At 70.2% G+C, this 18,075-nt stretch carries 14 protein-coding genes and 1 pseudogene; 7 read left to right on the forward strand and 8 right to left on the reverse strand.

Features of this window, described 5'->3' with window-relative positions; all coding sequences use genetic code 11:
• Nucleotides 1–49: 49 nt before the first annotated feature.
• Nucleotides 50–1,882: a serine/threonine-protein kinase gene (locus ACJ73U_RS39445; RefSeq protein WP_407782890.1), complete on the reverse strand. Its 1,833-nt coding sequence runs from the start codon at nucleotides 1,880–1,882 to the stop codon at nucleotides 50–52.
• A 126-nt stretch (nucleotides 1,883–2,008) separates the two neighbouring features.
• On the opposite strand from ACJ73U_RS39445, the gene ACJ73U_RS39450 reads away from it, so the two are divergent.
• Complete coding sequence (locus tag ACJ73U_RS39450; protein ID WP_407782891.1) at nucleotides 2,009–3,901, forward strand: propionyl-CoA synthetase; 1,893 nt, start codon at nucleotides 2,009–2,011, stop codon at nucleotides 3,899–3,901.
• Nucleotides 3,902–3,971: 70 nt separating this feature from the next.
• Here the strand turns inward: ACJ73U_RS39450 and lpdA are convergent, their stop codons facing one another.
• On the reverse strand, nucleotides 3,972–5,360 hold the full coding sequence (gene lpdA / locus ACJ73U_RS39455) for a dihydrolipoyl dehydrogenase (protein WP_407782892.1): 1,389 nt from the start codon (nucleotides 5,358–5,360) through the stop codon (nucleotides 3,972–3,974).
• A 375-nt stretch (nucleotides 5,361–5,735) separates the two neighbouring features.
• Between lpdA and ACJ73U_RS39460 the strand changes: the two genes are divergently transcribed.
• From ACJ73U_RS39460 to ACJ73U_RS39475, 4 genes are all read left to right on the forward strand, one after another.
• Nucleotides 5,736–7,025 (forward strand): extracellular solute-binding protein, encoded by a 1,290-nt coding sequence (locus ACJ73U_RS39460; protein WP_407782893.1) that lies wholly within the window; start codon nucleotides 5,736–5,738, stop codon nucleotides 7,023–7,025.
• The gene (locus tag ACJ73U_RS39465) at nucleotides 7,022–7,999 is read left to right on the forward strand and encodes a carbohydrate ABC transporter permease (protein WP_407782894.1); all 978 of its coding nucleotides are present in this window, start codon (nucleotides 7,022–7,024) and stop codon (nucleotides 7,997–7,999) included. The genes ACJ73U_RS39460 and ACJ73U_RS39465 overlap by 4 nt, the downstream gene beginning before the upstream one ends.
• 115 nt (nucleotides 8,000–8,114) lie before the next feature.
• Nucleotides 8,115–8,945, forward strand: a complete 831-nt coding sequence (locus ACJ73U_RS39470) for a carbohydrate ABC transporter permease (RefSeq protein WP_407782895.1) — start codon at nucleotides 8,115–8,117, stop codon at nucleotides 8,943–8,945.
• 136 nt (nucleotides 8,946–9,081) lie between these two features.
• Nucleotides 9,082–10,635, forward strand: coding sequence for a beta-N-acetylhexosaminidase (locus tag ACJ73U_RS39475; RefSeq protein ID WP_407782896.1), 1,554 nt, complete (start codon nucleotides 9,082–9,084; stop codon nucleotides 10,633–10,635).
• 235 nt (nucleotides 10,636–10,870) lie between these two features.
• Here ACJ73U_RS39475 and ACJ73U_RS39480 read toward each other — a convergent pair whose 3' ends face one another.
• Nucleotides 10,871–12,163 (reverse strand): Gfo/Idh/MocA family protein, encoded by a 1,293-nt coding sequence (locus ACJ73U_RS39480; RefSeq protein ID WP_407782897.1) that lies wholly within the window; start codon nucleotides 12,161–12,163, stop codon nucleotides 10,871–10,873.
• On the reverse strand, nucleotides 12,163–12,990 hold the full coding sequence (locus tag ACJ73U_RS39485; RefSeq protein WP_407782898.1) for a putative RNA methyltransferase: 828 nt from the start codon (nucleotides 12,988–12,990) through the stop codon (nucleotides 12,163–12,165). The genes ACJ73U_RS39480 and ACJ73U_RS39485 overlap by 1 nt, the downstream gene beginning before the upstream one ends.
• 521 nt (nucleotides 12,991–13,511) lie before the next feature.
• On the opposite strand from ACJ73U_RS39485, the pseudogene ACJ73U_RS39490 reads away from it, so the two are divergent.
• Nucleotides 13,512–14,585 (forward strand): annotated as a pseudogene (locus tag ACJ73U_RS39490) (bifunctional lysylphosphatidylglycerol flippase/synthetase MprF); the annotation flags it as partial.
• A gap of 67 nt (nucleotides 14,586–14,652) precedes the next feature.
• Here the strand turns inward: ACJ73U_RS39490 and ACJ73U_RS39495 are convergent.
• Together ACJ73U_RS39495 and ACJ73U_RS39500 are read right to left on the reverse strand one after the other, a co-directional pair.
• On the reverse strand, nucleotides 14,653–15,687 hold the full coding sequence (locus tag ACJ73U_RS39495) for an NAD(P)H-dependent flavin oxidoreductase (RefSeq protein ID WP_407782903.1): 1,035 nt from the start codon (nucleotides 15,685–15,687) through the stop codon (nucleotides 14,653–14,655).
• A gap of 243 nt (nucleotides 15,688–15,930) precedes the next feature.
• Nucleotides 15,931–16,920 carry an SDR family oxidoreductase gene (locus ACJ73U_RS39500; RefSeq protein WP_407782899.1) on the reverse strand — a complete coding sequence of 330 codons (990 nt, stop codon included), beginning with the start codon at nucleotides 16,918–16,920 and terminating at the stop codon, nucleotides 15,931–15,933.
• An 85-nt stretch (nucleotides 16,921–17,005) separates the two neighbouring features.
• On the opposite strand from ACJ73U_RS39500, the gene ACJ73U_RS39505 reads away from it, so the two are divergent.
• Nucleotides 17,006–17,590 carry a TetR/AcrR family transcriptional regulator gene (locus ACJ73U_RS39505; RefSeq protein ID WP_407782900.1) on the forward strand — a complete coding sequence of 195 codons (585 nt, stop codon included), beginning with the start codon at nucleotides 17,006–17,008 and terminating at the stop codon, nucleotides 17,588–17,590.
• Here the strand turns inward: ACJ73U_RS39505 and ACJ73U_RS39510 are convergent.
• Entirely contained in the window at nucleotides 17,584–17,886 is a 303-nt protein-coding gene (locus tag ACJ73U_RS39510) for a hypothetical protein (protein ID WP_407782901.1), read from the reverse strand. The two genes, ACJ73U_RS39505 and ACJ73U_RS39510, sit on opposite strands and share 7 nt — an antisense overlap.
• A 4-nt stretch (nucleotides 17,887–17,890) precedes the next feature.
• The coding region (locus ACJ73U_RS39515) for a hypothetical protein (RefSeq protein WP_407782902.1) at nucleotides 17,891–18,075 on the reverse strand (185 nt) is incomplete at its 5' end.

Raw genomic sequence — 18,075 nt, forward strand, 5'->3', positions numbered from 1 at the left:
AGCGGCACTCGGTGTTGGACACGCGTGTCCGTTCGGTTGGACACGCGGGTCAGCGGGGGTTGATGTGGGCGCGGGAGACGATCTGGGTCACCGGGCCGGCGGTCTCCTGGCCGGCGCGGGCGATCCACGCCGTCATCTCGCGTTGGACGGCCGCCAGGGTCGGGCGGCGGGCCGGGTCCCTGTCCAGTGACGCCGCCAGCAGCCGCAGGTGGGTGCTCCGGCGCGGCAGGTGCGACAGGGGTTCCGCCTTCGCCGCCGCCATCAGGGCCGCCATCGCGTTCTCGCGGACGCCGCGCGGCGGGTAGCCGGCCAGGGCGAAGCTGACCGTCGCCGCGAGCTGCCACGCGTCGGAGGCCGGGGTGGCCGCGACACCGGTCGCCGTCTCCGGCGCCAGGAAGTCCGGCGTGCCGACCATCATGCCCGCGGCGGTCAGGGTCTGGTCGCCCTTCGACCTGGCGATGCCGAAGTCGATCAGGTGCGGCATGCCCTCCGGGTCGATGATCACGTTCGCCGGCTTGACGTCGCGGTGCAGCACGCCCTTCGCGTGGGCCGCGGACAGCGCACCCGCCATGGTCAGCCACAGCCGGGCGGCCTGCAGGTCGGACAGGGCGCCCTGCCCGTGCACGACCTCCGCCAGCTGCTCGCCCTCGATGTACTCCATGATCAACCCGAGGCCGTCGCCTTCGGAGACGATGTCGTACACCCGCACGCAGTTCGGGTGGTGCACGGCCGCCAGCGCCCGCGCCTCACGCAGCATCCGCTCCTCGGTCTCCGCGTCCGGCGCGTGCGCCATCTTGATCGCGACGGTCCGGTTGAGCTGCGTGTCCTTCGCCAGCCACACGGTGCCGAAGCCGCCGGTGCCGAGCTGGCGCAGCTTCTGGAACCGGTTCCCGGCCGGCCGGATGATCGACGTCGGCTTCTCCGACGCGAACGGGAGCGGCCCGGGGTCGGCGGCCAGCGCGGCGAGCGCCTGCCGGTCCGGCTCCGGCTCCGGCATCCGCGGCGCCACCCTGGTCGGCGGGGGCATCCGCGCGGGCTGGGGACGGTTGGGTGGCGGCTGGTAGGGCGGCGGTTGCTGCGGCGGCACGTACGGCGGCGGCGGCCGCTGCTGTGCCGGCTGCTGTGCCGATTGTTGCGCGACGGCGTCCTGCTTGTACCGCCGCTCGATCACCGACCAGCTGGGCGGACCCACGATGAGCAGCGGCAACAGCCCGAGCACGCTCGCCAGCAGCAGGCCGATCCACATGTACGTGGCCACGTTCACGGCCACCGCCGCGCTCAGCAGCAGCGCCGCCAGGAACGGCAGCCAGAACAGCCGGCCCGGCCACTTCGGCCCGCGCCGGAACGCGAGCCGTGCCTGCAACCAGGCGAACAGCACCGCGATGGCCGGCACCACGATCAGCATCGCGTAGCGCAGCGCCAGCATGGGGCCGCTCTCGAACGGGTGGAAGAGGACCTCGTAGACCGTCGGCCGACCGCCGAGGAAGTACGCCTGGCTCTGGATGCCGCAGAAGTCCCTCGGCATCGTCGCGGCCTCCGCGGCGCTCAGGCCGGTGCCGGTGGTGATGTCGGGGACGCCGTTCTGGATGTTGTGGAACACGGCCCGGAACGTCTCGGACGCACCCATCGTGTACAGCCAGGGCAGGACGAACGCGAACACGCCCCCGAACAGCCCGAACACCGTCAGCGTGACCGCGTTGTACGTGTTGCCCGTGCCCTTGCGGACCAGCGCGATCAGCACCGCGCCGAGCGGCGGCAGCAACCCGACCAGGAAGCCGGCCATGATCGAGGCCCACACCCAGTCGCCTGGGCAGAAGCTCGGCTGGAAGATGTCGTGCGCGAGAGAAAGCAGCGAGCTACCCCAGTCGGTGAGCAGGTTCACCGCCCCTCCCTCCTCGTCCTCACATCAGACCAGACGTCCATGCCTGCCGTTCCACACTATGTCGACCTGTTATCTCGACGTTGAGGACAGTGACCAGGTTGCCGCGACGGGCTAGGTTCAGTACCCATGGGCAGCTACCAGGACGCTTACCGCCGGAGCCTCGCGGACCCGGAGGCCTTCTGGCTGGCGGCCGCCGAGTCGGTCGACTGGGAGACCCCGCCGACCAGAGCGCTCGACGACAAGACGGCTCCGCTGTACCGATGGTTTCCCGACGGCGTGCTGAACACGTGCCACAACGCGCTCGACCGGCACGTCGACGGCGGCCGCGCGGATCAACCCGCACTCGTCCACGACTCGCCCATGACGGGTAGCAAGACGTCGTTCACCTACCGTGAGCTGCGCGACGAGGTCGCGACGTTCGCGGGCGCGCTGCGCTCGCTCGGCGTGGACAAGGGCGACCGGGTGATCATCTACATGCCCATGGTGCCACGAGCGGTCGTCGCGATGCTCGCGTGCGCCCGCCTCGGCGCGGTGCACTCCGTGGTATTCGGCGGGTTCGCGCCGAAAGAGCTGGCCAGCCGCATCGAGGACGCCCGGCCGAAGGTCGTCGTGGCGGCGTCGTGCGGTATCGAACCCACCCGGACCGTCGAGTACAAGCCGATCATCGACGAGGCGCTGGCCCTCACGACGCACCAGCCCGACCGGGTGGTGGTCCTGCAACGGGACGCGGCCCGCGCCACGCTCGGTGAGCGGGACGTCGACTGGGACGACCTGGTCGCCGGCGCCTCGCCCGCCGACTGCGTGCCGGTCGCGGCCACCGACCCGCTGTACATCCTGTACACGTCCGGCACGACGGGTAGGCCCAAGGGCGTCGTGCGGGACAACGGCGGGCACGCGGTCGCGCTGGCCTGGTCGATGCCGAACATCTACGACATCCATCCCGGCGACGTGTGGTGGACCGCGTCGGACGTCGGTTGGGTGGTTGGCCACTCCTACATCGTGTACGCCCCGTTACTGGTTGGCGCAACCTCGGTGCTCTACGAGGGCAAGCCGGTCGGCACCCCCGACGCGGGCGCGTTCTGGCGGGTGATCGCCGAGCACGGGGCGAAGGCGCTGTTCACGGCGCCGACCGCGTTCCGGGCGATCAAGCGAGTGGACCCCGCCGCGGCCGAACTGGCGAAGTACGACCTGTCCTGTTTCCGGACACTCTTCCTGGCCGGCGAGCGGCTCGACCCGGAGACGTACCACTGGGCGAGCGAGAAGCTGGGCGTGCCGGTGGTCGACCACTGGTGGCAGACGGAGACCGGCTGGCCGATCTGCGCGAACCCGCGCGGCCTCGACGACCTGCCGATCAAGGCGGGTTCGCCGTCGGTACCCGTACCCGGCTACGACGTGCGGATCCTCGACGGCGAGGGCAACGAGATGCCCCGCGGGGCCGAGGGCGCGATCGCCATCAGGCTGCCGCTGCCACCGGGCACGCTGCCGACACTCTGGGGCGACGACGACCGGTACGTCGAGTCGTACCTGTCCCGCTACCCCGGCTACTACCTGACCGGCGACGGCGGCTACATCGACGAGGACGGCTACGTGTACGTCATGGGCCGCACCGACGACGTGATCAACGTGGCGGGGCACCGGCTGTCGACCGGGTCGATGGAGGCGGTGCTGGCGGCGCACCCCGCGGTGGCGGAGTGCGCGGTGATCGGCGTCGCGGACGCGGTGAAGGGACAGCTGCCGCGCGGGTTCGTGGTGCTCAAGTCGGGTGTGGAGATCTCCGCGGACGTACTGCGCGAGGAGCTGGTGGCGGCCGTGCGCCGGGACATCGGGCCGGTGGCCGCGTTCCGGGACGTGTCGATCGTCGAGGGACTGCCGAAGACGCGGTCGGGCAAGATCCTGCGCAGGACCATGCGCGGCATCGCCAACGGCCGCGACGAGCCGGTCCCGTCGACGATCGAGGACCCGGCGGTGCTCGACGCCCTGCGGCCGGTCCTCCGCACTGGCGACCGCGCCTCCACCTGACTGCTGACCGTCAGGAGAGGCGCGTTCGGGACGTCCTGAACGCGCCTTCCATGACACGACCGGCCGGGCACTACAGGTTGATCATGTGGCCGGCGAGGCCGTGGACGGCCTCCTTGACGGCCTCGCCCAGGGTCGGGTGGGCGTGGATGTTGCGCGCGACCTCGTGGACGGTGAGGTCCCACTGCTGGGCCAGCGTCAGCTCGGGCAGCAGCTCGGTGACGTCCGGCCCGATGAGGTGCCCACCGAGCAGCTCGCCGTACTTCTTGTCCGACAGCAGCTTGACGAACCCGCGCGCGTCGCCGAGCCCGTGCGACTTGCCGTTGGCGGTGAAGGGGAACTTGGCGACCTGCACGTCGTAGCCGGCCTCGCGGGCCTGCTCCTCGGTGTAGCCGAAGCTCGCGATCTGCGGCTGGCAGTAGGTCGCGCGCGGCACCATGCGGTAGTCGATCGGCATGGTCTCGGCGCCCGCGATGCTCTCGGCGGCGACGATGCCCATGGCCTCGGCGTTGTGGGCGAGCATGAGCTTCGCGGTGACGTCCCCGATGGCGAAGATGTGCGGGACGTTCGTCCGGCAGTACTCGTCGACGTCGATGGCGCCGCGCTCGGTGGTCGCCACGCCGGCGGTCTCCAGCCCGTAGCCCTTGATGTTCGGCGCGAACCCGATGGCCTGCAGGACCTTGTCGGCCTTGAGCGTCTTCCTGTCACCCTTGGCGTCGGTTACCTCGACGGTGACCTGGTCCCCGGAGTCGTCGATGGACTCGACCCGGGTGGAGGTCAGGACGGTGACGCCGAGCTTCTTGTAGTGCCGCGCCAGTTCCTTGGACACCTCGGCGTCCTCGAGCGGCACCATCCGGTCGAGGAACTCGACGATCGTGACGTCGACGCCGTAGTTGGCGAGCACGTACGCGAACTCGACCCCGATCGCGCCCGCGCCGGCGATGATGATGCTGCCCGGCAGCTCGTCGGTGAGGATCTGCTCCTCGTAGGTGACGACCCGCTCGGACAGCTTCGTGCCCGGCAGCAGCCTGGCGGACGCCCCGGCCGCGATGATGCAGTTGTCGAAGGTGACGGTCTCCCCGTTCACCTCGATGCTGTTCGGCCCGGTGAACGTGCCCCGCCCGGTGAACTCGGTGACCGAGTTCTTCTTCATCAGGTAGTGGACACCCTTGACCCGCCCGTCGGCGACAGTGCGGCTGCGCGCGTACGCGGCCCCGAAGTCGAACCGGACGGTGCCGTCGACCTCGATGCCGAAGGTCTTCTGCTCGGTGTTGAAGATGTGCGCCAGCTCGGCGTTGCGCAGGAGCGCCTTGGAGGGGATGCAGCCCACGTTGAGGCAGACGCCACCCCAGTACTTCTCCTCGATGACCGCGGTCGAGAGCCCGAGCTGCGTCGCCCGCACCGCGGCCACGTACCCGCCCGGCCCGGCACCGAGAACCACGACATTGAAATGTGTACTCACGACCCAACCCTAGGCGAACCGGGCAGGTACGCGCCGCTCGCGGTCGGGGACGCGGGGTAGCCACCGAACACATGTTGATACCTGCCGCCTGGTTGGTGAACAACTTGCATGAGCGGCCGCGTGAATCGTGCCGCCACCGGCAAGCGTCAGGCCCGCAGCACAGCTTCGTGAGTACTTCCCCGACCAATCTCACATCTCGTTTCCTGTCAACAAAAACAGACGGGCAACGTCTTTCCCGATTGTCTTGACAGAGGAGACCCGCGGGACCAAGGTTCTCCCATTGGTCTAAACCACTAGGTCTATACCAGTCGGTCTGGACCATCAGGTCTGAACCACTGAGTGGACGCGCGGCCAGCGCAACGGAAGGACAAGATCGTGAAGCGCTTGACGAAGCTGATGGCCGGCGCGGCGGCCATCGCGTTAGCCACGGCCGGCTGTGCCGGCTCTGGTGGGGGTAGCAGCGACGGCGGTGGCAGCGGGGACAAGACGCTGACCGTCTGGCTGATGAACGGGTCGGCTCCCGAAACCCTCACCGACGCCCTCAACAAGGAGTTCGAGAGCGCCCACGACGGCGTCACCGTCAAGTACGAGGTCCAGGAGTGGAACGGCATCCAGGACAAGCTCACCACCGCCCTGGCCAGCCAGGACCCGCCGGACGTCATCGAGCTCGGCAACACCCAGGCGCCCTCGTTCGCGGCTGACGGGGTCCTCACCGACCTGTCGGGCGACGTCGACTCGCTGAACGGCGGCTCGTGGCTGTCCAGCCTCAAGGACTCCGGCGAGTGGGACGGCAAGCAGTACGCCACGCCGTTCTACGCCGCCAACCGGGTGGTCCTCTACCGCACCGACATGTTCCAGCAGGCCGGCATCGCCGCGCCGCCCACCTCGCGTGCCGAATGGCTCGACGCGATCACCAAGCTCAAGGCCAAGTTCGGCAGCGACCCGCAGTTCCAGCCGCTCTACCTGCCCGGCCAGAACTGGTACACCCTGCTCTCCTTCATCTACGACGAGGGCGGCGACATCGCCAAGAAGAGCGGCAAGGACTTCAAGGCCACCGTCAACGCTCCCCAGGCCAAGGCCGGTCTCGAGTTCTACAAGCAGCTGGTCGACGCCTCCGGTACCACCGCGCCCAAGGACAACGACGAGCAGAACCCCGAGCAGGCCGGCATCTACGGCCAGGGCAAGGTCGCGATGATGATCGCGCTGCCGTGGGAGCTGGGGACGGCCGCGAAGGACAACCCGGACATCGAGAAGAACTCCTCGGCCTTCCCGATCCCGTCGAAGACCGCGGGCAAGTCCGCGCCGGTCTTCCAGGGCGGCTCGAACCTCGCGATCCCGGTCAACAGCAAGAACGCCGACCTCGCGAAGGACTACCTGAAGCTGCTGCTGAGCGACAAGTACCAGAAGCAGCTCGCCGAGGCCGGCATGGTGCCGGGTGCCTCGACCGACCTGTCCGCGCTGGACGCCAAGCCGGTCAGCAAGGCGATGGCCGAGGCGTCCAAGGGCGGCGGCAAGGCCGCCCCGGCCACCCCGAAGTGGGCGACCATCGAGGCCGGTCAGAACCCGCTCAAGGACATGATGACCGCGTACCTCACCGGCGCCAAGGACCTCGACACCGCGACGAACGACGCGAACACCGCGCTGGACGCCGCCTTCTCGGGATGACGGCGACGGTCCAGACCTCGGTGCCGGCGGGGACCACCCCGCCGGCACCGGCGCGCGCGCGTCGGCGCCGCCCGGTCGACCTCGGCGAGAAGGCGGTCCCGTACCTGCTCCTCGCGCCGGCCGTGGTCGTCATGGTGGTGCTGCTCGGCTGGCCCGCGGTGCAGGTCATCGGCATCAGTTTCCGCAAGCTCGACCTCGGCGAGCTGGTCCGCGGCGAGCTCGTCTGGGTCGGGTTCGACAACTACGCCTCGGTGCTCGGCGACGCCGAGTTCTGGACGATCACCCTGCGGACCGTGCTGTTCACGGCCGCGATCGTGGCCGCCACGGTCGTGCTCGGCCTGCTGGTCGCGCTGCTCATGCGGCACCTGTCCGCGCCGGTTCGGGTGATGCTGCAGGTGACGCTGGTACTCGCGTGGGCGACCCCCATCCTGGCGACGACCACGGTGTTCCAGTGGATCTTCGACCAGCAGTACGGGATCCTCAACAAGACGCTGGTGAAGCTCGGCTTCGACTCGTTCCAGGGCTACTCCTGGTTCTCCAGCGGCACGAGCACGCTCACCGTGGTCGGCATCCTGGTCGTCTGGCAGGCCATGCCGTTCGTGTGCTTCACGGTCTACGCGGGCCTGCTGCAGGCGCCCAAGGAGCTGTACGAGGCGGCGGCCATGGACGGCACGACCTCGTGGCAGGCGTTCACCACGGTGTCCTGGCCCGCGGTCCGGCCGCTGGTCACGCTGGCCACGTTCCTGTCGGTGATCTGGGACTTCAAGGTGTTCGCGCAGGTGTGGGCCATCCGCCAGGGCGGGCCGGACGGCGAGAGCACGACGCTGCCGCTGCTCATGTACCTGCGTGGCGTCGCGGGGCGGCACTTCGGCGTGGCGTCCGCGGTGGCGGTGCTGATGATCCTGGTGCTCGTCGTGTTCACCGCGCGTTACCTGCAGTTGCTGCTGCGCACCCGGGAGGGTGACATTTCGTGAGCGGAGCTTGCGGAGCGATCAATCAACATGAACGACGCCGGCTCGCCCGCGGAGGGCGCCGGCGTAGCGGAGCCTGCGGAGCGTGCCGGCGCGACGCAGCGGGCGAGGGGGCGGCGTGAACAAGACCAGGGGCCAACGGACCGCGCTCAACACCGTCGGGGTGCTCGTCGCGATTTTGTTCGCCTTCCCCACCTACTGGCTGCTGACCAGCGCGTTCAAGCCGTCGACCGACCTGCTCACGCCCGCCTACGACCTCGTCCCGCTGCACTTCACGCTGGACAACTTCGTCAGCGCGTGGCAGAAGCCTGGCTTCCTCGCGCACCTGACCAACAGCCTGATCGTCACGGTCGGTGCGGTGCTGTGCTCACTGGTCGCCGGCGTGCTCGCGGCGTTCCCGCTGGCGAGGCTGCGGTTCCGCGGGCGCAAGGGGTTCCTGCTGCTGGTGCTGATCGCGCAGATGGCGCCGCTGGAGGCTCTGCTCATCCCGATGTTCCTGCTCATGCAGGACGCGGGGCTGCTGAACCAGCTGCCGTCGCTGCTGCTGGTGTACTTCGCGTTCACGCTGCCGTTCACGGTGTGGACGCTCCGCGGGTTCGTGCAGGGCATCCCGTACGAGCTGGAGGAGGCGGCGATGGTCGACGGCTGCGGCCGGTTCGCCGCGTTCCGCCGGGTCGTGCTGCCGCTGCTCGGGCCGGGGATCGTCGCGACCTCGGTGTTCGCGTTCATCACGGCGTGGAACGAGTTCCTGTACGCGCTGGTGTTCATGCGCGACAAGGACAAGCAGACGCTGCCGGTGTGGCTCTCGACGTTCAAGACCGTGTTCGGCACGGACTGGGGCGGGATCACGGCCGCATCGGTGATGTACGCGCTGCCGGCCCTGATCTTCTTCCTGATCGTGCAACGCAAGCTGGTGTCCGGCGCGACCGCGGGAGCCCTCAAGGGGTGACTGCGCCGGATGGGTCGCTCCCCGCTCATCCGCGCTCCTGCTCCCTTGTGGTCTGGACCATGAGTCGTCTATACCTGGAGGTCCGAACCTTCGGGAGGATCTCGTGTCCAGGTTCCCTGCATCTCGTTTCCTAACCGTGTTGGTCATCGGCTGTCTGGCCCTGCTCGGGTTGGACGTCCCCGCGAACGCTTCCGAGCGGAGCACACAGCTGCCCGAGGAGTCCCGCTTGTACCAGGTGGTACCGGCGCCGGTGTCGGTCACGCCCGACCGTCACGGCGGCGCCTTCGAGTTATCCCGCGACACCGCGATCAGCGTCAGTCGCGGCGCCAAGGGCGTCGGCGAGTTCCTCGCCGGCGTGCTGCGCCCGTCGACGGGTTACCGCCTGCCGGTGGTGTCGGCGCGCCGGCCGGGCGCGATCACGCTGGCCCTGGGGTACGTGTCCCCGAGCCTGCGCACCGAGGGTTACGAGCTGACGGTGAACCGGCAGGGCGTGACGCTGAAGGCGCGCACCACCGCCGGCCTGTTCTCCGGCGTGCAGACCCTGCGGCAGCTGCTGCCGGGCAAGGTCGAGAGCCGTACGCGGCAGCACGGACCGTGGTCGGTGGCCGCCGGCCGGATCGTCGACTACCCGCGGTTCGCCTACCGCGGCGCGATGCTCGACGTGGCGCGGCACTTCTTCACGCCGACAGAGGTGAAGCGCTACATCGACCAGATCGCCCTGTACAAGATCAACCACCTGCACCTGCACCTCGCGGACGACCAGGGCTGGCGCATCGAGATCGACGGCTGGCCGCGCCTCACCGAGTACGGCGGGTCCACCGAGGTGGGCGGCGGCCCCGGCGGTTACTACACGAAGGCGCAGTTCCGCGACCTGATCGCGTACGCGGCGGCCCGCAACATCACGATCGTCCCGGAGATCGACATGCCGGGGCACACGAACGCGGCACTGGCGTCCTACCCCGAGCTGAACTGCGACGGCGTCGCGCCGCCGCTGTACACGGGCATCGACGTCGGCTTCAGCTCGCTGTGCATCGACAAGGAGATCACCTACAAGTTCGTCCAGGACGTGGTCAACGAGCTGGCCGAGCTGACCCCCGGTGAGTACCTGCACCTCGGCGGCGACGAGGCGCAGGCGACCACGGACGCGGACTTCATCAAGTTCTTCGACCGCGTGTTCCCGATGGTCGAGGCGACGGGCAAGAAGATCGCGGGCTGGCACGACTTGCTGAAGGCCACCCCGCCGGTGTCCGCCCTCGCCCAGTTCTGGGGCACCACGACCAGCAACGACCTGGTCGCCGACGCGGCCGCACGGGGCGGCAAGATCCTCATGTCCCCGGCGAACAAGGCCTACATGGACATGAAGTACGACGAGAACACGCCGCTGGGCCTGTCGTGGGCGGGCTTCACCGAGGTGGACGACGCGTACGACTGGAACCCGGGCGCCTACGTCGAGGACGTCCCGGAGTCGGCGGTGCTCGGCGTCGAGGCGCCGCTCTGGTCGGAGACCTTGGAGAACAGCGACAACATCGAGTTCATGGCGTTCCCGAGGCTGCCGGCCTTCGCGGAGCTTGGCTGGTCGCCGTGGTCAACGCACGACTGGACGTTGTTCCGCACACGCCTGGCCGCCCAGGGACCCCGATGGGAGGCCATGGGCGTCGACTTCTACCGGTCGCCGCAGATCCCCTGGTAGCACGCGGGACCTGCGCCGGGTCGGCTGCCAGGCCGGGTAGCCGCTCGGAGCCGGTCGGGCCGGTTCGCCAGCGCCGTCACGTCGGCGTGGGTCCGGTGCTGGTGCCCGCCTGATTGGTTCGACGACAGTGGTCCACTGCTCGACGCGGGCGCGGGAAGCGGGTGACGAGCACTCGCTTTCCGCGTCCCGCCGGCCGTGGCGCGCGGACTGTCTGGCCGGGCGCGTTTCCGCCCGCTCAGACGTCCTCGACCGTGCCCGACAACCGGGCCCGCTCCGCCGCGAACACCGCCCGGTGCGACTCCAGGGACTCCGCCGGTCCCGACAGGATGTGGCTCGCGTCGCCGGTTTCCACCGCCCTGGTGAAGGCGTCCATCAGGCCGGCGTCACCGCCGCCGTGCCCTTCTTCCGTGTCCTGTCCCTTGCTTTCCCGTCGTGGGGTCTCCGTTCGCAGAGCCTCCGGTCGCAGGGTTTCCGATCGCAGCGTCTCCGGTCGCAGGGTCTCCGTCGTGTTCGACGTGAAGTCGTGCAGGCGGACGGTGCTGCCGTCGCCCTCCAGATAGCCGCGCGTGCCGAAGATCCGCGTCTGCCGGTCCATGTGCGGCGTGAAGCCCGTCATGGTGAACGTCGCCGTCACACCGTCGCCGAACTCCATCGCGACCACCTGGTGGTCCACCACGTCGTTGTCGCAGGCGTACACGCAGCGTCCGTACGGCCCCGTCCGCAGCGCCGCCGTCACCCCCTCCTCGGTCACCTCGTCGGTCAGCACGCTCACCGGCCAGCCCGTTCGGCCCTCCCGGAGCCTGCCCAGGTACAACCGCGGCGCCGAGTACGGACACTCCGGCTCCACGGCGCAGTCCAGGCACCTGTCCTCGGCTCCCGGAGGCTGCGCCGACCTGCGGAAGTGCCGCAACGAACCGAAGCTGGACACCCGCCTGATCGGCTTGCCGACGACATGCCGCAACCAGTCGATGTCGTGCCCCGACTTGGCCAGCAACATGAACGAGGCCTGGTCGCTCCGCCGCCAGTTCCCACGCACGTAGGAATGGGCGAAGTGCCAGTGGCCCACCGGCTCCAGGTGGTCCACGCTCATGATCTCGCCTAGTCGGCCGCCGTCCACGAGGTCCTTGACCAGCCTCGTGTACGGGCGGTACCGCATCACGTGGCACACCGCGAACAGCACGCCCGCCTCGGTCACCGCGTCGACCAGCCTGGTGCACTCGTCGACCGTCGGCGCCAGCGGCTTCTCCACCAGCAGGTGGTAACCCTTGCGTGCCAACGCTATCGCTGGCTCGACGTGCTCCGCGTCCTGCGTGGACACGATGGCCGCATCGGCCAGCCTCGGCACCGCCGCCAACTCCTGCCACGACGCGAACACGTGCGCCACACCGTGCTGGCGCGCCAGCGACTCCCGCTGGTACGCGCGGGGCTCCGCCACGGCCACCACCTGCGCGCGGTCACCGTGCCGCCCCGTCCACCTGGCGTAGCCGGCACCTCGCTGCCCGGCACCAACGATCACATAGCTGACCATCACCTCTCCTTCACGTAGGTCGTCACCGTCACCGACGCGGTCACCCGCACCGGCGCCGGCAGCCCCGACACCCGCGCGGCCAGCGTCTCGGCGTCCACGTGCCACGCGCTCGGTCCCATCCCGACCAGAGCCAGCACATCCTCACGGGCCAACGACATCTCGAACTCACAGTTGTCCTGTGTGGACACGGCGAAGCCCGGCAGTGACGCCGACACGCGGTCCGCCTTGTCCTCGCCGACGGTCAGCAGGTCGAGCGCCGTCACCAGCTCACGCAGGTGCGCGGGAGTCGGCGACACCACGACCAGCCGTCCGTCGGGCGCCAGCACCCGGGCGGTCTCGGCCGCGTTGCGCGGCGCGAACACGGTGAGCGCCACCGAGATCGCGCCGTCCCGCACCGGCAGCCGCCGCCACGTGTCCGCACCCACCGCGCCGAGGCGGGGATGCGCGCGAGCGGCCCGCCGCAGCGCCGGTTTCGCGATCTCCAACGCGATGCCCACCCGGTCGGGCGAGGCGTCGAGGACCGCCGCGAGGTAGTGGCCGGTGCCGGCGCCCAGGTCCAGCACGCAGCCGGCACTGGCACCGGCACTGGCCGCCACGGTCGCGGCCACGATCGGCGCGTAGTGCCCCGCCGACAGGAACTCGTCGCGCGCGGCCACCATCGCCGCGCTGTCGCCGGTCACGGATACCCTGCCGGCCAGCAGGTTCACATAGCCCTGGCGGGCCACGTCGAACACGTGCCCGGACGTGCACCGCAGCGAGCCGGCGGAGGAGGACAACCCAGCCGAGCAGTGCGGACAGCACAGGTAGGGCAGGACGTCGGCGAGCATTGACCGACCATAGGTTCTTCATGCCCGTGACGATGCCAGGGGGCACCGACAGAAACGCGCGTAGTACGGCTAGCCCTACCTCAGGTTCGGGTGTCAGCGCCAGTGATTCGGACACAGCCCGCAGCCAGGGTTATGCCATGTTGCTGCGCCGCCACCCGTTCACAGTCGCCGGGCTCCTCGTGATTGTCACGCTGGGCCTCCTCTTCGGGTCGTTCGTCAGTCCATTCAGTGAACATCCGCTGGGTGAGCGACTTTCGTACGGAGTGCCCGCCTTCGCGGACGGGCGGTGGTGGTCGGTGTTCACCGGTGTGCCGTTCGCGATCACGCCGCTCTGCTACGTCGCGGTGCTCGCCAGCTTCGCCGCGTTCGTCGGCCTGGCAGAACACCGGCTCGGCACGCTCAAGACCATCGCGGTCTGGGTGATCGGGCACGTCGCGGGCGTGTTCGGCGCGATCGGGCTGGTGGACCTCACCGGCAGCGCCCTGGTCTCCGCCGTGGACGTGGGCCCGTCCGGCGGCGCGATGGCGGCCGCGGCGGTGGTCACGGCCACCTTCCCGACCCGCTGGCGCTTCTGGGCCCGCGCCGGCCTGGTCGTCTACCTGGTCGGGTCGCTGCTGGTCATCGGCCACCTCGCGGACGTCGTGCACCTGGTCGCCGTGGCGGTCGCGCTGCCGCTCGGCCCCCTGTTCGTGCGGCGCGCCACCCCGAACACCGACGGCGGCGAGGCCGTCGCACTCCTCGAGGCCCACGGCGGCGGCACCCTGTCCTGGATGACCACCTGGCCCGGCACGGAGTACCTGTACGGGGAGGACGGCTACGTCGCCTACCGCCGGCACGCGGGCGTCGCGATCGCGCTCGGCGACCCCGTCGGCTCGACCGAGTGGCGGCACCGGGCGCCTCGGCTGTTCGCCACGCACTGCGACCAGCAGGGCCTGGTCCCGGCCTGGTTCTCGGTGTCGGCGCGGACGGCGGCCGGCATGCGTCGCGTCCAGGTCGCCGAGGACACCCTCGTCGACCTGCCAGGACTCGAGTTCCGCGGCAAGAAGTGGCAGGACGTCCGCACCGCGCGCAACCGGGCGGCCAAGGACGGCATCCAGTTCCGGATGGTCACCCTCGCCGACGAGTCACCGGCCGTCATCCGACAGGTCAGGGCGGTGTCGGCGGGCTGGCTGAAGAGCAAGCACACCCCCGAGCTGGGCTTCACGCTCGGCGGCGTCGACGAGGCCATGGACCCGCGCGTCCGCGTCGGCATCGCGGTCGACGAGCACGGCACGGTCCACGGCGTCACGTCCTGGCTGCCGGTCCTCGACCACAACGGCAAGCCACACGGCTGGACGCTCGACATGATGCGCCGCAAGGCCGACGGCTTCCGGCCCGTGGTCGAGTTCATGATCGCCGAGGCCTGCCTGACCTTCCAGGCGGAAGGCGCTGAGCTGGTATCGCTGTCCGGCGCGCCGCTGGTGCGCTCGACCAGGGACGAGGTCGGCGCGATCCAGAAGACCCTCGACGTCATGGGCAGGCTGATGGAGCCCCTGTACGGGTTCGCCTCGCTGCACGCGTTCAAGGCCAAGTTCCAGCCCCGCCGCGAGCCGCTGTACCTGGCCTATCGCAGTACGGGTGACCTGCCGAGGATCGGTGCGGCGGTCCTGCGGGCGTACCTGGCTAAGCCGGCCACCGCCGTGCGGCGGCGGCCAGTGCCGAGCGTGCTCCGGCAGCCAGCTCTCGCACCAGTTCCGCTGCTGGCAGGGGGCGCGCGAACTCGTATGACTGCCCTGCCCACAGGTGCGTGGTTTGTGGGTCCCCGGCCCGACGCAGGTCTCTGGTCAGCTGGTGCACCTGCGGGTACGCCGCGGGCGCCGCGGCCGAGTACTCGGTCAGGAAGCGGTTCACCAGCCCCCGCGCGGGCCGGCCGGTGAAGGCGCGGGTGACCTCGGTGGGGGCGTCACCGGCCGCGAGTGCCGCGAGGTGGAGCGCGTTCGCCCCGCTCTCCGGGCAGGGCAGGAACATCGTGCCCAGCTGCGCGGCACTCGCGCCGGCGACGAGCACGGCGGCCACGTCCGCGCCGCTCGACAGCCCGCCGGTGGCAACCAGCGGCACGTCCACCGCGGCGGACACCTTGCGCAGCAAGGGGATGAGGCCGGTGTGGTCGATGCCGACGTTGTCGAAGGCGCCCCGGTGGGCGCCGGCCTCCTGGCCCTGCACGCACAGCCCGTCGGCACCGGCGGCGACCGCCTCGCGGGCCTCGTCACCCGAGGTGACGGTCACGAAGACCTCGGAGCCGTGCCCCTTCACCTCCGCGACGACCTCCGGCGGCGGGCACCCGAACGTGAAGCTGACGACCGGCACGTGTGCCTCGTACAGCAGGTCGAGCTTGGCGGCCCAGTCGTCGTCCCCACCGGCGGGGTCGCCCAGCGAGACCTCGTGCCGCTCGGCCTCGGCCCTGATCAGGTCCGCGTACGCCGCGACCGCGCCGGCGTCCACCGCGGCCCGCTCGGGCACGAACACGTTGAGCCCGAACGGTTTGTCCGTCAGCTCGCGGGTCTTCGCGAGCTGGTCCCGCACGGCGTCCGCGGTCAGGTAGCCGGCGGCAAGGAAGCCCAGGCCACCCGCGTTGGAGACCGCGGCCGCCAGCTCCGGCGTGGACCCGCCGCCCGCCATCGGCGCCTGGACGATCGGCTCCGGCAGTTCGTCGAGGATCGGCACTGTTCCTCCCCTGGAAGCTCCTGACCTCGGAGCTTCACCGATGCCGGTGTGACGCGCAAGGCGTCGTCCGTCACGTGGGGACTGGCCGGCAGCGTGGCCATCCAGCGCCGCTGCCGGCCAGCGGTCTGTTGCGGTGGCTGGTCTTTCCATGGTGAACAAGGGGAATCGACCGGGCAACGCGCCTTGACCGGTGCTCAATCGACTCGAGGCCCGGCGGCGAGGAGTCCCGCCGCGACGTCAGGTGGACATGGAGCCAACGGCCTTCTTCGACGGGTTCGGCGCCAGGCCCAGCTCGATGAGGCTGTGCGCCGTGTCCAGGATGCTCTCCCGGGCCGGCCGGGATGTCCAGCCCAGCTCACGACGGGCCTTGTCCGCGCTCACGTCCTCGCGCCGGCCGATGAACGCCTTGGCCGGCCGCACCGAGGCGTCGAAGAGGGCCACCACGTGGAACAGCCACGTCGGCAGCGGCGCCGTCGGCACCCGGTACCCCGTGGGGTTGAACTCCTCGGCCAGCATGACGGCCAGCTCCCGCAGCCACAGGTGCTCACCGGCCACGATGTACCGGTTGCCCGCCGCGGCCGGCGTCTCCAGGGCGAGCCGGTGGGCGGTGGCCACGTCCCGCACGTCGACCACCGAGAAACCCATCTTCGGCGACGCCGGCACGTCGCGGGTCAGCAGCCGGTGCACGAGCTGCACGGACGTGCTGAGCTTCGTGTCGAGCAGCGGGCCCAGCACCAGGCCGGGGTTCACCGACACCAGCTCCAGCCCGGACTCCCGCGCGAAGTCCCACGCCGCCCGCTCGGCGAGTGTCTTGCTCTTCTGGTACGCCGGGCTGCGGTCCACCACGGACCAGTCGGCCTCGGTCAGCACGCCCCCGCCGCTGTGCCCGCTGGCCACGGCCGCGACCGACGACGTCAGCACCACCCGCTTCACCCCGGCGGCCACCGCCGCCCGCAGTACCCGCAGCGTCCCGTCGACCGCCGGCCGGACCAGCTCGTCGTCGGACTTCGGCGCCTCGATCGGGAACGGCGACGCCACGTGCACGACGTAGTCGCAGCCCTCGACCGCCTCCGCCCAGCCCTCGTCCCGCGTGAGGTCGGCGGCGACCACCCCGTCACCCGGCTGGCGCGCCGTGCCCCGCACGAGGTAGCCGTGCGCCCGCAAGTCCGCGATGACGTGCCCGGCGACGAACCCGGTCGCCCCGGTCACCAGCACCTGTTCGGCCATGACCTCACCCCATCTATGCATCGTTCAGATAAATCTAAGCACTGTATACATGAGGTTACGGACCGTCGCAACTACGCTCGTCGCCGTGGCCAGGACCAACTACCACCACGGCGCACTGCGGGAAGCACTGCTGAAGGCGACCCTGGAGCTGATCGAGACCGACGGCATCGGCGCCGTGAGCCTGCGGCAGGTCGCCCGCACAGCAGGCGTGAGCCCGGGCGCGCCCTACCACCACTTCCCGGACCGCGCCGCGTTGCTGACCGCGCTGGCCGACGAGGGCTTCCACCGCCTGGCCGACACCCTGACCGAGGCACACGGCGGGGCACCCACCCCACTCGAAGCCCTGAAGGCGATGCTCAACGCCTACGTCGAGTTCGCCCGGGCCAACCCGGCCTACTTCCGGCTCATGTTCCGCCCCGAGCTGACGCAGTCGCACAAGAGCGCGATCGGCTCGGAGGCAGCCGAGGCCGCGTTCGCCGTGCTGGAGACCACCGTGGCCGAGTGCGTGCCGCCCCCCGAGCGGAAGGTCGTGGCCATCGCCCTGTGGAGCCTGGTCCACGGCTACGCGTCACTGTGGCTGGACGGCCAGTTCGCCGACCGCGTCGAGGATCCGGCGGCCCTGGCCCCCGAGGTCGCGGCACTGGTCACCCGCTTCATCCGGTGTCAGTGACCAGCGGAGGCAGCGGCGTACTCGTCAAGGATCCGCAGGAACTCACCACGCGGCAGGGTCACCCGCTGCCCGGTGAAATCGTTCTCGACGAGCACGTCGTCGCCACCGACGGTGACGTGACAGGTATCCCCGCCGAACCCCCAGGGCTCCGCCCGAGCGTGCCGAGCACGTTCGGCGAGAAACCGCAGCTCGGACAGCTCGCCGCCGATATCGGTCTCGAGGAAGTCCTCGAGCGGCCGGTAGTCGGGTGAGGTCAGCACGGAGACGTGCCCATCCGCCTCACGCGTGAACCGCACGCACCTACTCGCCCCGCCCACGACCGTCTCCACCCTGGTAGATCGGGTACGCGGTGACGATGTGGTACAGCCGCGCGGAAGCCGCGTTCACCGTCGGCTCGATGAACTGGCACTCGACATATCCCTCGATGACCAGTCCGCCACCACACCCGCGCCATTTCCGTCGCAGGCGCGGATTGTCGACGTCGA

The sequence above is a fragment of the Actinophytocola sp. genome (genome assembly GCF_045807065.1).
Lineage (GTDB): Bacteria > Actinomycetota > Actinomycetes > Mycobacteriales > Pseudonocardiaceae > Actinophytocola.

Coding starts and splice junctions, on each gene's coding strand:
- ACJ73U_RS39450 (WP_407782891.1), top strand. CDS start 2,009: ATGGGCAGCTACCAGGACGCTTACCGCCGGAGCCTCGCGGACCCGGAG.
- ACJ73U_RS39465 (WP_407782894.1), top strand. CDS start 7,022: ATGACGGCGACGGTCCAGACCTCGGTGCCGGCGGGGACCACCCCGCCG.
- ACJ73U_RS39480 (WP_407782897.1), bottom strand. CDS start 12,163: ATGGTCAGCTATGTGATCGTTGGTGCCGGGCAGCGAGGTGCCGGCTAC.
- ACJ73U_RS39485 (WP_407782898.1), bottom strand. CDS start 12,990: ATGCTCGCCGACGTCCTGCCCTACCTGTGCTGTCCGCACTGCTCGGCT.
- ACJ73U_RS39500 (WP_407782899.1), bottom strand. CDS start 16,920: ATGGCCGAACAGGTGCTGGTGACCGGGGCGACCGGGTTCGTCGCCGGG.